Genomic DNA, 13869 nt, shown 5'->3' with positions numbered 1-13869 from the left:
CTTCCCCGACCACCGAATCCATCATGAGTGACCCCGCCTTCCTTCCGTTCGCCCTGCCCGAGATTGGCGAGGAGGAGATCCAGGAAGTCGTCGCCACGCTGCGCTCCGGCTGGATCACGACGGGACCCAAGGCCAAGCAGTTCGAGGCGGCGTTTGCAGAATTCCTCGCTGAGCCGCAGATCGAGTGCATCGCCGTCAACTCCGCCACCGCCGGCCTGCATCTGGCGCTGGAGGCGCTGGGCATCGGCCCCGGTGACGAGGTGATCACGACGACGCATACCTTCACCGCCACCGCCGAAGTGGTGCGCTACCTCGGCGCGGACGTGGTGCTGGTGGACATCGATCCGGCCACGCTGAACATCGATCCGAAGCTCGTCGAGGCCGCGATCACGCCGCGCACGAAGTGCATCGTGCCGGTCCACTACGCAGGCCTGGCGGTGGACATGATCGCCATCCTCGACATTGCGCGCCGGCACGGCCTGCGCGTGGTGGAAGACGCCGCGCATGCGCTGCCGACGACCTTGGAGAAGGAGCTGATCGGCACCATGGGCAGCGATGCCACCGTGTTCAGCTTCTACGCCAACAAGACGATGACGACCGGCGAGGGTGGCATGCTGGTGACGCGCAATGCCGAACTGGCCAAGCGCGCCCGCGTGATGCGCCTGCACGGCATGAACCGCGACGCCTTCGACCGCTTCACCGCCAAGGTGCCGAGCTGGTACTACGAGATCGTCGCCCCGGGCTTCAAGTACAACCTGACCGACATCGCCGCCGCTTTGGGCATCCATCAACTGAAGCGCCTGCCGGGCTTCCAGCAGCGCCGCGAGCAGATTGCCAAGACCTACGACGAGGCCTTCGCCGACCTGCCGCTGATCCTGCCGCCCCGCGCGCCCGAGGGCGACGTGCACTCATGGCACCTATACGTGCTCCGCCTGGGCGACTCGGCCGCGCTGGAGCGCGACGTGTTCATCGAGAAGATGTATGCCGCCGGCATCGGCTGCAGCGTCCACTACATCCCGCTGCACCTGCACCCGTACTGGCGCGACCGCTATGGTCTGAAAGCGGAGCAGTTCCCGCATTCGCAGAAGGCCTTCGAGCGGATGGTCAGCATCCCGCTGTACACGGCGATGACGGACGCGGACGTGCAGCGCGTGATCGCCGCCGTGCGCTCCATCCTCGGGCGATGAGCAAACGCTTGTTCGACATCGTCTGCACCGCGCTGGGCCTGCTGCTGCTGGCGCCGCTGCTGCTGGTGCTGGCGCTGTGGATCAAGCTCGATTCGCCGGGGCCGGCGCTGTTCCGCCAGGAGCGGGTGGGGCGCTTCGGCCAGACCTTCCTGATCCACAAGTTCCGCACGATGCGCGTGGACAACGCCGGACCGCAGATCACTGTTGGTGCCGACAGCCGCATCACGCGCGCCGGCGTCTGGCTGCGCCGTACCAAGCTCGACGAACTGCCGCAGTTGTGGGACGTGCTGCGCGGCGCGATGAGCCTCGTCGGCCCGCGGCCCGAGGTGCCGCGCTACGTGGCGCTGTACCCGGCCGATCTGCGCGAGCTGGTGCTGTCCGTGCGGCCCGGCATCACCGATCCGGCCAGCCTGCGCTTCCGCAACGAGAGCGAACTGCTGGCGCAGGCGGCCGACCCGGAGCGCGAGTACGTCGAGACCGTGATGCCGGCCAAGCTGCGCGCGGCCGCGGACTATGTGCGCGAGGCCACGCTGGCCAGCGACCTGCGCCTGATGTGGCGCACGCTGGCGACGATCTTCCACTGACATGAACTGGCTCACCCTCGACACCTTCCTGACCCGCATCCGCCCGCACCGCGAGCGGCTCTCGCTGCTGCTCGACGCGATCGTCGTCGCGCTGGCCTGGCAGGCGACCTATCTGTTCCGCCTGGGCTTTCGCAACTGGCTGGACGAACGGCCGCCCTATGACGGCGCCGTGCTGGCCGGCCTGGTACTGCTCTACGTGCTGGTGCTGTGGCTGCTGAAGGTGCCCAAGGGCATGTGGCGCTTCTCTGGCTTCGGCGAGATCAAGCGTCTGGCGGCGGCCTGCGCGATCGCCGGCCTGGTCGGCGCGACGGTCGTGCTGATGGCCCACCTGAACGGCATTCCCCGCGCGGTGCTGGCGTTGCATCCGGTGTTCGCGCTGATGGCGCTGTCGATGATGCGGATGGGCTACCGCATGCTCTACGAGCACATGCGCGGCAAGATCAGCGGCAGTGCGCTGGAGCAACGCAGGGCGCTCGTGATGGGCGCAGGCGATGCCGGGCGGTTACTGGTGGCGGGCATCCAGAACAACCAGGGCTGGGTGGTCGTGGGCTTCCTGGACGACGCCAAGACAAAGCAGGGCGCGCGCGTCAGCGGCGTGCCGGTGCTGGGGCCCTTGGAACGAGCCAGCCACTTCGCGGAGATGCACGGCATCACGCACCTCGTCGTCGCGATGCCCGGCGCGACCTTGGCCGAGCGCCGCCGCGCGCTGGACCTGGCCGGCCAGACCGGCCTGCCGGTGCTGACGGTGCCGTCGAGCGCCGAGCTGATGCAGGGCCGCCACGTCGACCAGGTCCGCGACATCGAACCCGAGGATCTGCTCGGCCGCGAGCCGGTGGAACTGGACGAGGGCGGCATCAGCGAATGCCTCTCCGGCAAGGTCGTGCTGATCACCGGCGCGGGCGGCTCGATCGGCTCGGAGCTGTGCCGGCAGGTCGCGCGCTACGGCCCCGCGAAGATCGTGCTGTACGAGCTGAGCGAGTTCGCGCTTTACGCGATCGAGCAGGAACTGGGGGAGAAGTTCCCGCATATTCCGCTGGTGCGGCTGGTTGGTGACGTGAAGGACCTGGAGCATCTGCGCCACGTGTTCGGCAAGTACAAGCCGCAGATCGTCTTCCATGCGGCGGCGTACAAGCATGTGCCGTTGATGGAGGAGGAGAACGCGTGGGCCTGCGTTCGAAATAACACGCTGGGTACTTACCACGCCTGCCTGGCGGCGGCGGAATCGAGCGTGGAGCGTTTCGTGCTGATCTCCACCGACAAGGCGGTGAATCCGTCCAACGTGATGGGCGCGACCAAGCGCGCGGCGGAGCTGGTCATCAGCCACATGGCGGGGCGGGGCCACGCGACGAAGTTCATGGCAGTGCGCTTCGGCAACGTGCTGGGCAGCAGCGGGAGCGTGATCCCGAAGTTCAAGGAACAGATCACCAAGGGTGGACCGTTGACGGTGACGCACCCAGAGATCACGCGCTACTTCATGACGATTCCCGAGGCGGCGCGGCTGGTGGTGCAGGCGGGCGCGATCGGGGAGTCGGGGCAGGTGTTCGTGCTCGACATGGGCGAGCCGGTGAAGATCTTGGACCTAGCGCGGACCATGATCCGCATGAGTGGCAGGGACCTGAAGGACATCCGGATTGAGTTCTCCGGGCTGCGGCCGGGCGAGAAGCTCTACGAGGAACTGCTGGGTGACGAGGACACGACGCTGGCCACGCGGGTTCCGGCGCTGCGCGTTGCCCGGCTGGGCGACCGCGTGGCGGACGACGAGGCGGTGAATATGGTGTTGGCGGCACTCGAGTCGGGCGGATGCGCCGGCGAGGGCTCGGCCGTCCGGGAACTGCTGGGGCGCTTGCCGTTGAGTTACAGCGGCAGGGCTTGAGGCGGGGAGGGACGGGGCGCAGCGATGGGGGAGACCCGGGCGCTCACGCGCCGAGGCCTCCTGGCGCACGTTCAGGTGCGCGTCTTCTTCCAGACCTTACGGTTCACGAAGTCGGTGTAGCTGATGATGATCCGCAGCACCTTGTCCGAGACGTTGGCCGGCGCGTAGTCATCGACCAGGCGCAGCAGGCGCTCGTCGCCGCGCGGCTGGCCGTCCAGCACGCGCAGGCCGTCCAGCACACGCTCGACATCCAGGCCGACCATCATGACGGAGGCTTCCTCGACGCCCTCGGGACGCTCGTGGACCTCGCGTAGGTTCAGCGCGGGGAAGTTCAGTATGGACGATTCCTCGGTGATGGTGCCGCTGTCCGACAGCACCGCGCGGGCGCGGGTCTGCAGGTGGATGTAGTCGAGGAAGCCGAACGGCTTCATGAACTGCACCTGCGGATGCACCTTCACCGCATCGCCCAGCTGCTCCAGGCGCTTGCGGGTGCGCGGATGCGTGGACACGATGACCGGCTCGTCGTAGCGCTCGGCCAGCGTGTTCAGCACCGCTAGCAGGCGCTGCAGGTTCTCGGCTGAGTCGACGTTCTCCTCGCGATGCGAGCTCACGACGAAGTAGCGTCCCGCGGTCAGGCCCTGGCGGGTCAGCACGTCGGAGGCCTCGATGCCGTCGCGGTAATGCTCGATCACCTCGCGCATTGGGCTGCCGGTGCAGATAACCTGATCGGGCGGCAGGTTTTCGCGCAGCAGGTAGTCGCGGGCGATCTGGCTGTACGTGAGGTTGATGTCGGAGGTGTGGTCGACGATGCGCCGGTTGATCTCCTCGGGCACGCGGAAGTCGAAGCAGCGGTTGCCTGCTTCCATGTGGAAGATCGGCACCTTGCGACGCTTCGCGGCGATCGCGGCGAGGCAGCTGTTCGTGTCGCCCAGGATCAGCAGCGCGTCGGGACGCGTCTGCTCGATCACCTTGTCCACGTTCATGATGACCTGCGCGATGGTCTCCGCGGCCGTGCCGCCGGCCGCTTCCAGGAAGTGGTCGGGCTTGCGGATGCCCAGGTCGCTGAAGAAGACTTCGTTGAGCTCGTAATCGTAGTTCTGACCCGTGTGCACCAGCACGTGCTCGCAGAAGCGGTCCAGCTTGTCGATCGTGCGCGACAGCCGGATGATTTCCGGCCGCGTGCCGACGACCGTCATCACCTTAAGCACGGACGGCCTCCCGCACTATGTCCAGCTTCATCAGCACTTCCTTGACGCCCTCGACGTCCAGGCGATGCGTATTGTGGGACGTGTAGTCCTCGATGCGCGAGATCGCGGTCTCGCCCTGCACGAAGTACTTGTCGTAGTTCAGGTCGCGGGAGTCGGCCGGGATGCGGTAGTAGCCGCCCAGATCCTCGGCGCGGGCCATCTCCTCGCGCGACACTAGCGACTCGTACAGCTTCTCGCCATGACGCGTGCCGATGACCTTCACCTCCGTCTGCGCCTTGAGCAGCTCGCGCAGCGCCTGCGCCAGGTCGCCCACGGTGGAGGCGGGCGCCTTTTGCACGAAGATGTCGCCCGGGCTCGCGTGCTCGAACGCGTACAGCACCAAGTCCACGGACTCGTCGAGCGACATCAGGAAGCGCGTCATCGCCGGATCAGTGACCGTCAGCTGCTTGCCTGCGCGGAGCTGGTCCAGGAATAGCGGGATCACCGAGCCGCGCGAGGCCATCACGTTGCCGTAGCGCGTGGCGCTCAGGACAGTCTTGCCGGGGTCGCACAGGCGTGACTTGGCGACCATGACTTTCTCCATCATCGCCTTGGACATGCCCATGGCGTTGATCGGGTAGACGGCCTTGTCGGTGCTCAGCACGACGCAGCGACTTACCTCGTTGGCGATCGCGGCGCGGATGACGTTCTCTGCACCGACGATGTTGGTGCGCACCGCTTCCATCGGGTAGAACTCGCAGGAGGGTACCTGCTTGAGCGCGGCCGCGTGGAAGACGTAGTCGACGCCGCGCAGCGCGTCGTGGACCGCATCGTAGTCGCGCACGTCGCCGATGTAGAACTTCACTTTGTCATTCTTCAGCGCGATGCGCATGTCCTCCTGCTTCTTCTCGTCGCGCGAGAAGATGCGGATCTCCGCGAAGTCGGAGTGCAGGAAGCGCTGTAGTACGGCGTTGCCGAAGCTGCCGGTGCCGCCGGTGATGAGGAGAGTCTTGTCTTTGAACATGATCGGAACCGTGTCGGTGGAATCGGAGGCTCAGCCGAACGCGCGCATGCGACGCACGAGTTCGGGCCAGTTCGGGGGCTGATAGCCGGTAGCTTCGCGGAAGCGGGAGGAGTCAAGCGAACGATCGATCACGAGGCGATCGTCCGGCGTGATGGGGGTGTCGCGGTCGTATGCCTTCGCGACCAGCGTTAGCAACGCGTGCTTGTCGATAGGCGTGGCCGATACGTGATACAGGCCGCGCAGTTCGGGGCGGGGCAGCACATGGTCTCGGATCACGCGGGCCAGCTCGACAGTGGGTAGGCCGGAGAAGATCGCGCGGGTGAAGCCCTTGACGCCACCGGTCTGCGACAGGAACCAGCCGACCAGCCCGTTCGCACTGTCGAGCTCGTGGCCGATGATGGAGGTGCGCAGCGTGACGGCGTGGGGATAGTCGACCTCGCCCATCAGCTTGCTGCGGCCGTAGAGGTCGGTCGCGTCGGGCGTGGCGCTCTCGCGGTAATTGCCGGCCTTGCCGGAGAACACGCAGTCGGTGCTCATGTGGACCAGCCGGGCGCCGGCCACCTCGCAGAGGCGCGCTAGCCGGTGCGGCAGCAACGCGTTGATCGGGATCGCGGCCAGTGGGTCGTCCGCCTCGGCCAGTTGCTTGATCAGGCCGACGCAGTTGACAACGACATCCGGTCGCGTGACGGCGAACAGGCGCGCTAGGCTGTCGGCGTTGTCGACGTCAACGCCGGTAACTATGTGTGAATGCAGCTTGACGGGCAGTTTGCGCAGCAGCGCGGCGGAGCGCGCCGAGCCGGACACGCGGTAGCCGTCGCTCTCGGCGAATAGGCGCAGTACGGCGTTTCCGAGCATGCCGGAGGCGCCGATCACCAGGACGTGGGTGCGAGAATTCATGGGGATTGCTTGTCTTGTGCGTCGGTGAAGGGCCAGTCGCCGCGCGATCCGACCACCAATTGCTGGAAACGCGCGGCCAGGCGGGCGGCCAGTGCTTCCGGCGCGAAATGCCGCTCGTAGTACCGCCGACCGGCATCGCCCAGCGCCTGGCGCGTCTGCGGCGTCATCGCGTGGAGCCGCAGTATGCCTTCGGCGAGTGCGGCGGCGTCCTCGGCCGTGACAGCGATGCCGGCGCCAGCGGCCTCGACGACGCGAGCGCCTTCACCATCGAGCGAGGCGATGATGGGGCGGCCGGCGGCGAGATAGGCCTGAACCTTGCTTGGCACCGTCTGAGACAGGATCTCGCCGCGGTTCAGGCTCACCAGCACTGCGGCCGCCTGGTCGAGGAGGCCGGGCATGGCCTGCGGCGGGAATCGGCCGGCTAGCACCAAGTTGTCCAGGCCGCGGCGCGCGATCTCTGCCTCTAGCCACGCGCCGCGGCTACCGCTGCCGACCATCACGATGCGGATGCCGGGTGACAAATCGGCGCGGTCGCGCAGCAGGGCGGCAGCCTCGACCACGGTCTCCAGCGCCTGCACCGTGCCGAAGTTGCCGGCGAATACGACGTTGAAGCCCTCGGGGAGCGTCAGCGCCGCCGGCCCGGTGCCGGCTGGCGCGCTGAAGGCGAGCTCGCCGGGATTCGGGTGGTATTCGACCGGTGTTGCGCCCGCCATCGCCCGCACCGGCGGCTCGAAGGCTTGCGACTGCACCAGCAGCAAGTCGTTGCGACGATAGATCCAGCGCACCACGCTGGCGACGGCGCCGAGCAGCTGTGGGCTGCGCACGAAGCCGGTGACCTCCAGGCTCTGGGGCCACAGGTCTTGCACCCAGGTCACCAGCCGGGCACGCTTGACGTGCTTGAGCACGATACCGGCGATGGCCTGCAGGATCGGCGAAGTGCCGTAGACGAAGATCACGTCGAAGTGACGACCGCGCAGCGACCAGGGTCCCAGCACGGAGGCTGCCGTCAGGAAGGACAAGTAGTTCGCGACCAGCCGTTTCGCGCCGCCGGCGCCGCGCGGGCACAGCGGCACTCGGTGGATGCGGTACCCCGACGGGTGCGTCTCCACGGCCAGGCCCGCGGCCCGGTAGCCGTCGAAGATCCGGCCCTCGGGATAGTTGGGCTGTCCGGTGAGTACGGTCACCTCGCAGCCCGCTGCGATCAGCGATTCCGCGACCTCGTTGATGCGGAAGGTCTCAGGCCAGAAGTGCTGGCTGAGGATCAGCACCCTCATGCGCGGACGGCGGCGGCCGGCAGCGACGCACGCAGCAGCTCGTCCTTCTGCTCCGGCGACGGATAGCTGATCAGCACCGCGCGGTACTGGCCCTTGAAGACGAAGAAGCTGCCCGCGGACGCGCCGACCACGCTGCATTCCTTGATCAGCGCGCCGATGTCCTGCAGCGAGCCCGCGCCGCCCAGCACCGACATCGGCAGCCGGGTGGCGTCGCGGATCTTGCGCGCCAGCGCCAGGTCGTAGCCCTTCATCTGGCCGTCGCGGTCGATCGAGTTGATGACGACCTCGCCGGCGCCCAGGCGTTCGGCTTCCTTGGCCAGCTCCAGCGGGGACTTGCCGCTGTTCTTGCGGCCGTTGTGGGTCCAGACCTCCTGCTTGCCGAACAGGCTGGTCTTGACGTCCAGCACGACGACCACGCTCTGGCTGCCGACCTCGGCCGCGATGCGCGAGATCAGCGTGGGGTCTTCGACCGCGGCGGCACTCAGCGCGACCTTCTCGACGCCCAGGCCGATAATGCGCTTGGCCTGCTCGACGGTGCGCACGCCGCCGCCGTAGCACAGCGGCATGCGGCATTCGGCGGCGAATTGCGCGATCAGTCGGAAGTTGGGCTCGCGACTCTGCACGGTGGCGTCGATGTCTAGGACGATCAGCTCGTCCGCTTCCTTCTCGTTGAAGATCTTGACCGCGTTGATCGGGTCGCCGACGTACTTGGGATCTTTGAACTTGACGGTCTTGACCAGGCCGTCGTCGTGGACCAGCAGGCAGGGGATGATGCGGGGACGCAGCATGTCAGAGCTCCGCGAAGTTTTTCAGGAGCTGGGCGCCGAAATGGTGGCTCTTCTCCGGGTGGAACTGGACGCCATGGATGTGGCCGGCGCTGACGGCGCAGCTGAATTCCTTGCCGTAGCTCGACACCGCGGCGACGTGCGCCGGGTCCGCGCACTCGAAGTAGAACGAGTGCAGGAAGTAGAAGCGGGCGTCGGTCGTCAGCTCATTGAAGAGGCGGTGGCCGGCGGCCGGGCGGACGTCGTTCCAGCCCATGTGGGGCAGCAGCAGATCGGGCTGATTCAGGCTCTTAAAGCCCTTCACGTCGCCGGGGATCCAGCCCAGGCCGGGCAGCTTCCCTTCGTCGCTTCGGTCGGCCAGCATCTGCATGCCGACGCAGATGCCCAGCACCGGCCTCTTCTCGCCCAGCACCAGTTCGTCCAGACGGGCTCGCATGCCGGAGCGGTCGAGCTCCTCCATCGCATGGTCGAAGGCGCCCACGCCCGGCAGGATCAGGCGGGTCGCGTCCGACAGGTCGTCCGCCGTTTTCGCCAGGCCCACCGGGACGTTGAGCCGCTTGTACATGTTCTGGAAGGCCAGGATGTTCCCGAGACCGTAGTCGATGATCCTGATCATCGGATGATCGCCCGCTGGATGCCCACGGCGCGCATGACCTTTGTGCCGAGGTCGATGAGGCCCTGGCGGGACTTGTAGTCGCGCCAGCTTTTGTTCGGACCGTCGTGCAGCGCACGCAGCTCGTCGACCGAAATGTCGAGCTTGGTGGCGATGTACTCGAAGTCCTGGGCGATCGTGGCCTCGTCGTAGGCCGGCTTGGCGATCTTCTCCAGCGCCTCGTCGCGGGTCATCTGTCCGGTCAGGATCAGACTGGAAAAGTGGGCGCGGCGCTTGTCATAGCCAAACTTGGTCGGCTGCCAGTAGCCCTCGTAGAAGCGGGTGAAGCGCGACTCGTAGTGCTTGTGCGCGTACTTCTGCCAGCCGAACTTGTCGATCAGCAGTTGCATCGCCTCGTCCTTGATGTACGGCACGCAGTTCAACGGGCGCCAGACCTGCACGCCCTTGATGTAGCGGTAGTACAGCTTGTAGGTGAAGATGTCCGACAGCGGGAAGGTCTTGAGCGGCCGTTTGCCGAATTTGCCGTGGATGTCCTTGAGCTGCGCCAGGTCGGAGGCGTGGTAGGCCCATTCCAGTGGCTCGCGCACGCACTCGGTCGAGTAGTTGCCGCCGTTGAGGATGTACTTGATCTTGTGCTTGGCCGCGAAGTTGTAGAGCGAGGCGAAGAACGCGTGGTCTTGCGGCGTGTCCAGGTGGGGCACCTGGGCCTTGAAGTAGGCCAGCTGCAGGTCCTTCATCTCCTGCCAGTTGATTACCTCGGTGTGCAGGTGCAGGCCCAGACCCTCGACGATGCGCTCGATGTTGTGCACCGCCTGCTGCGAGTTCCAACCCGCGTCGACGTGGAAGATCAGCGGCCGCAGGCCGAATTTCTCCTTGGCGAGGTAGGCGAGGTAGGAGCTGTCGACACCGCCGCTGATGCCCAGCAGCGAGTCGTACTCGCGGCCTTCGCCGTCCTTGCGGATCTTGGCGACCATGGTGTCGATCTCGGCCTGGCCACGTTCATCCGTGTGCCAGTGCGGCAAGATGTTGTCGTGATAGTTGTTGCAGTAGTCGCACCAGCCGCGGGCATCGAAGGTGATGCCCGCATCGCTGGTGTCCATGATGCAGTTGGCGCAGATGCGGTAGTTCTGTTGTGACACGGCGGACAGTCCCTGGAGAGATTCAGATGGTCGAGTAGAGGTGGCGGTTGTGTTCGAGCGCGACGGGGTCGGACAGCCGGGCGGCGGCGGCCTGCCGGACGGCCGGTCGCACAGCGGCACGGGCCTCCGGCGGCTGGTCCGCGAGTTCGTCCAGCACGCGGGCGAAGGCGCCGGTGTCGGCGAGGTCGAGGTCCCAGCCGACGCCGTCGGCCGCGAGGCCGCGCCACGGTGTGTTCTGGCTGATCAGCACGCGGGTGCCGACGGCGATCGATTCCGCGATGACGTGGCCGTAATTCTCGCCGTGGGATGGGAACAGGAACACGTCGTAGCCGGCCAGGCGCTGGAAGACCTCCTCCGGCGCCACGGGGCCCAGGTAGCGGGCATGGATCTGCGCGGGCAGCTGCTTCAGCAGGGCCGCGCATTCGGACCAGTACACCGGATCCTCTTGCGGGCCGATGATGTCGAAGTCCATCGGGCGGCGCACGTGCTGCAGGATGCGCAGCGCGCCGTCGAGGTTCTTCTCGCGGGTGAGGCGCGACAGGAAGACGACCCGGAGGCGCGGCTGCGGCGGTGCTTCCGGGGCGAGGGCGGTGGCGTCGCGGATCGGCAGGTCGATGGCGGAGCGCACGCGCTCGTCCGGCAGCCGCATCGCCTGCATGATGCCCTGGGCCTCGTGCGGGCTCGAGGCGTGCCATCGCATGTCGCGGCCGTAGAAACCAGCCAAGCGCGAGAGTTCCATGTAGAGCTTCTTCTTCGGATATTTGATGCGCAGCGGGCCTTCGACGAATTCGCCGCGCGGCGACATCACTACGCGCCGCGGCCGGATGAGGCCCAGTCGCATCAGCAGCAGCAGCTTGATGGTGAAGACGGGGTCGAAGAAGCTGTTCAGGTGCAGGATGTCGTGCGGTGTGCCGTTGACCATCTCCGCGAGCGCCGGCATGCCCAGTTCCTCGGGCGCGAGGTAGCGCACGCGGGCGCGGCCCATCGGCACCCATTCGCCGCGGGGGACGTCGTAGGGCCGGTCCGAGCCCAGGTCGCGGTCGCGCGTAACGATGAGGAAGGAGAACTCGTCGCCCAGCCACTCAACCGTGTTCAGCACGGTGCGCGCGATGCCGCCCGACATGTAGCCGGGGAAGTAGTTGGGGACGAAGATCAGGACTGTCTGCATGAGGGGCGGCTCAGGTCGGCGCGAGTGGCGGCTGTCGCGACGCGACGGACGGGGGCGCATCGAGGGTCCGACGCGGCTCGATGGCGAAGGCGATCAGCAGGAACAGGTAGATGTGGAACACCGCGCTGTCGGTGGACATCGCCTGATTGCCGTTCGTGCCCATATAGAAGAGGAACGAGAAACCCGCGGACATCAGGAACAGGCCCAGCGGATCGCGGATGCGGCGTGCCTGGAGCACGCCGTAGACGTAGCTGCCGAAATACAGCAGGCTGCCGACCAGGCCGAGCTTCATCAAGGTGGCGAGGAAGTCGACCTCGTAGCTGAAGGGACGTTCCTCGCTGCGGGTATAGGCGGCGACGGTGCCAAAACCGCCTCCCAGAACGGGGTTCTCGACGATCTTGTCCAGCAGCGCCGGGATCTGGGCATAGCGCTCGGCGGAGGAGATGTCGTTGTCGGAGAACTCGAAACGCTGCTGGATCCAGTCGAGGTTGGCTCCGATGGTGAGCGTGAGCGCCAGCAGCGAGCCTAGGATGAGTCGCAGCCGTGCACGGGACGGTAGGGTCATCAGCAGGCGGGGCGCGACGATGAGCAACTGCAGCGCCGTCGCAATCACTAGGGCGCGGCGACCGTCCAACACTAGCGCCACCATATATAACAGCGAGAGCAGCAGCTCCCGTCGCCGCTGTGTTTGTGAAAAACGATAGAGCGATAGCGCGAGGCCGAGCATCATCAGATGCGCGATGTTGGTGTAAAGACCCAGCATGCCCGAGTTGTTGTCGATCTTCCAGGACAGGCCCAGGCCGGCGAGGAAGGCGTTGACCAACAGCAGCGGCTCCGATTCGATCGATCCGAAAAGTACGAAGAAGCCCACCGCCAATGCGACGCTGATCACCGCGATCGCGATCGACAGTTGGTCGATCAGCCGGAAGAACGACCGTTGCAGGCCGTTCTGCGTGACCAGCAGGTAGAGCACCGGCAGCACGAAGACGTAGAGCAGGAAGCCGGCGGAATCGGTCACGATGTACCGGCTCAGGTTGCCGTGCACGAGCGCGACGCCCGACCACCCGACGTGGACGACCAGCATGGCAGCCCAGATGCCCCACACGAAGCTGGACGGCACGCGGAGGCGGCGACGCACCAGGCCGGCCGAGGCCAGCAGGGCCGCCACCGCGAACGACAACACCATCGCCGGGGCGATGAACTGCTCCAGCAGCGGGTAGAAGCCCAGCGACCCGCAGGCCAGCAGCAGCAGCAGTCGTTTCAACCGCATAGCAGGCGTTGACGACGGTACGGGGAGTTCAGCGAGAACGGAAGTACGCATGGATCAGCGGCCCGACGCGCATCTTGCGCCGCAGCGTGGTCATCGACGCCGCGGCCGCGCGCAGGCGGAACTCGCCTGGGCTCGTGCTCTTGGCGTCGCCGTGATAGATCACCATGCGCGGGTCGTAAACCACACGCAGGCCGCGACGGACGCAGTTGAAGGCGATCAGATCCTCCTCGCCGTACATGAAAATGTCCTCGTCCAGTTCACCGAAGGCGCGCAGGTAGTGTTCGGACAGGAACAGGAAGCAGCCGTGGACCATGTAGACATCGGCGACTCCCGGCGCATCCGGTCCGCTCGGATCCGGCGTTCGGGTGGTACGCGGCTTGACCACCGTGTGCATCGCGATCCGCTTGAGTGCCGTCCACAGCTTGCCCAGGTGGATGGCCGCGATGTACTGCAGGGTCAACTGCGGCAGCATCGGGTTGTCTGAGCCGGCTTCGTCGCCGCGCACATAGGGGCCGGCGACGGCGATGCCGGCGTCGCGCGCGGCCACGCAGCGCGCGATGAGATCGGGCGACTCGACGCGAGTGTCGCTGGTGGCGATGACGACGTTGAGGATGCCCCGCTCCCGCAGCGCGCGGATTCCGACGTTGTTGCCGGCCGAATAGCCGCCGTTGCGACCCGCCTGCAGCACGCTTACACGGGCATGACCGGCGAAATGCCGCGCCAGCACGTCGAACGCGCCGTTCGGCGAGGCGTTGTCGACGATGACGACCGGTGCCGCGCCGGCCAGTGCGAGGATGCTGTCGACGCAGCGCACTGTCTCGTCGTGGTTGACGTAGTTCAGGACGACGAAGCCAAGGTCGGGGGACAT

Annotated in this window: 13 protein-coding genes; 3 read left to right on the top strand and 10 right to left on the bottom strand. The window is 66.5% G+C overall.

All coding sequences use genetic code 11. The features are described from left to right. Positions 1-23: 23 nt before the first annotated feature. Genes SNE35_RS07175 through SNE35_RS07165 form a run of 3 tightly spaced genes read left to right on the top strand, consistent with a single transcriptional unit; the run spans position 24 to position 3644 of the window. Positions 24-1187 carry a DegT/DnrJ/EryC1/StrS family aminotransferase gene (locus SNE35_RS07175; protein ID WP_320422179.1) on the top strand — a complete coding sequence of 388 codons (1164 nt, stop codon included), beginning with the start codon at positions 24-26 and terminating at the stop codon, positions 1185-1187. Continuing rightward, positions 1184-1771 carry a sugar transferase gene (locus SNE35_RS07170; RefSeq protein ID WP_320422178.1) on the top strand — a complete coding sequence of 196 codons (588 nt, stop codon included), beginning with the start codon at positions 1184-1186 and terminating at the stop codon, positions 1769-1771. The genes SNE35_RS07175 and SNE35_RS07170 overlap by 4 nt, the downstream gene beginning before the upstream one ends. Before the next feature lies 1 nt (position 1772). Then, positions 1773-3644, top strand: coding sequence for a polysaccharide biosynthesis protein (locus SNE35_RS07165; protein WP_320422177.1), 1872 nt, complete (start codon positions 1773-1775; stop codon positions 3642-3644). Positions 3645-3715: 71 nt separating this feature from the next. Here the strand turns inward: SNE35_RS07165 and wecB are convergent, their stop codons facing one another. From wecB to SNE35_RS07115, 10 genes are read right to left on the bottom strand one after another with little or no spacing between them, the layout of a single operon-like run. Beyond that, complete coding sequence (wecB, locus tag SNE35_RS07160; protein ID WP_320422375.1) at positions 3716-4840, bottom strand: non-hydrolyzing UDP-N-acetylglucosamine 2-epimerase; 1125 nt, start codon at positions 4838-4840, stop codon at positions 3716-3718. Positions 4841-4844: 4 nt separating this feature from the next. Then, positions 4845-5855, bottom strand: coding sequence for a polysaccharide biosynthesis protein (locus SNE35_RS07155; RefSeq protein WP_320422176.1), 1011 nt, complete (start codon positions 5853-5855; stop codon positions 4845-4847). 30 nt (positions 5856-5885) lie between these two features. Continuing rightward, the gene (locus SNE35_RS07150; RefSeq protein ID WP_320422175.1) at positions 5886-6752 is read right to left on the bottom strand and encodes a dTDP-4-dehydrorhamnose reductase family protein; all 867 of its coding nucleotides are present in this window, start codon (positions 6750-6752) and stop codon (positions 5886-5888) included. Continuing rightward, positions 6749-8026, bottom strand: coding sequence for a glycosyltransferase family 4 protein (locus SNE35_RS07145; RefSeq protein WP_320422174.1), 1278 nt, complete (start codon positions 8024-8026; stop codon positions 6749-6751). The genes SNE35_RS07150 and SNE35_RS07145 overlap by 4 nt, the downstream gene beginning before the upstream one ends. Continuing rightward, positions 8023-8814 carry an AglZ/HisF2 family acetamidino modification protein gene (locus tag SNE35_RS07140; RefSeq protein ID WP_320422173.1) on the bottom strand — a complete coding sequence of 264 codons (792 nt, stop codon included), beginning with the start codon at positions 8812-8814 and terminating at the stop codon, positions 8023-8025. Before SNE35_RS07140 ends, SNE35_RS07145 begins: the two co-directional genes overlap by 4 nt. A gap of 1 nt (position 8815) precedes the next feature. Next, entirely contained in the window at positions 8816-9427 is a 612-nt protein-coding gene (gene hisH / locus SNE35_RS07135; RefSeq protein ID WP_320422172.1) for an imidazole glycerol phosphate synthase subunit HisH, read from the bottom strand. After that, positions 9424-10563 carry an N-acetyl sugar amidotransferase gene (locus SNE35_RS07130; protein WP_320422171.1) on the bottom strand — a complete coding sequence of 380 codons (1140 nt, stop codon included), beginning with the start codon at positions 10561-10563 and terminating at the stop codon, positions 9424-9426. The genes hisH and SNE35_RS07130 overlap by 4 nt, the downstream gene beginning before the upstream one ends. 22 nt (positions 10564-10585) lie before the next feature. Next, entirely contained in the window at positions 10586-11731 is a 1146-nt protein-coding gene (locus SNE35_RS07125; protein WP_320422170.1) for a glycosyltransferase family 4 protein, read from the bottom strand. Positions 11732-11741: 10 nt separating this feature from the next. After that, the gene (locus SNE35_RS07120; RefSeq protein ID WP_320422169.1) at positions 11742-12995 is read right to left on the bottom strand and encodes an O-antigen ligase family protein; all 1254 of its coding nucleotides are present in this window, start codon (positions 12993-12995) and stop codon (positions 11742-11744) included. 34 nt (positions 12996-13029) lie between these two features. Then, entirely contained in the window at positions 13030-13869 is an 840-nt protein-coding gene (locus SNE35_RS07115) for a glycosyltransferase (protein WP_320422168.1), read from the bottom strand.

Source organism: Roseateles agri, from assembly GCF_034043675.1.
In the GTDB taxonomy this organism is placed as follows: Bacteria; Pseudomonadota; Gammaproteobacteria; order Burkholderiales; family Burkholderiaceae_C; genus KK5.
Note: the sequence above shows the minus strand (reverse complement) of the source record. Positions and strands in the feature narration are given on the sequence as shown.

What these genes read in the sequence shown, in the direction of transcription:
- SNE35_RS07175 (WP_320422179.1), top strand. Translation starts at nt 24, where the DNA reads ATGAGTGACCCCGCCTTCCTTCCGTTCGCCCTGCCCGAGATTGGCGAG.
- SNE35_RS07170 (WP_320422178.1), top strand. Translation starts at nt 1,184, where the DNA reads ATGAGCAAACGCTTGTTCGACATCGTCTGCACCGCGCTGGGCCTGCTG.
- SNE35_RS07165 (WP_320422177.1), top strand. Translation starts at nt 1,773, where the DNA reads ATGAACTGGCTCACCCTCGACACCTTCCTGACCCGCATCCGCCCGCAC.
- wecB (WP_320422375.1), bottom strand. Translation starts at nt 4,840, where the DNA reads ATGACGGTCGTCGGCACGCGGCCGGAAATCATCCGGCTGTCGCGCACG.
- SNE35_RS07155 (WP_320422176.1), bottom strand. Translation starts at nt 5,855, where the DNA reads ATGTTCAAAGACAAGACTCTCCTCATCACCGGCGGCACCGGCAGCTTC.
- SNE35_RS07150 (WP_320422175.1), bottom strand. Translation starts at nt 6,752, where the DNA reads ATGAATTCTCGCACCCACGTCCTGGTGATCGGCGCCTCCGGCATGCTC.
- SNE35_RS07145 (WP_320422174.1), bottom strand. Translation starts at nt 8,026, where the DNA reads ATGAGGGTGCTGATCCTCAGCCAGCACTTCTGGCCTGAGACCTTCCGC.
- SNE35_RS07140 (WP_320422173.1), bottom strand. Translation starts at nt 8,814, where the DNA reads ATGCTGCGTCCCCGCATCATCCCCTGCCTGCTGGTCCACGACGACGGC.
- hisH (WP_320422172.1), bottom strand. Translation starts at nt 9,427, where the DNA reads ATGATCAGGATCATCGACTACGGTCTCGGGAACATCCTGGCCTTCCAG.
- SNE35_RS07125 (WP_320422170.1), bottom strand. Translation starts at nt 11,731, where the DNA reads ATGCAGACAGTCCTGATCTTCGTCCCCAACTACTTCCCCGGCTACATG.
- SNE35_RS07115 (WP_320422168.1), bottom strand. Translation starts at nt 13,869, where the DNA reads ATGTCCCCCGACCTTGGCTTCGTCGTCCTGAACTACGTCAACCACGAC.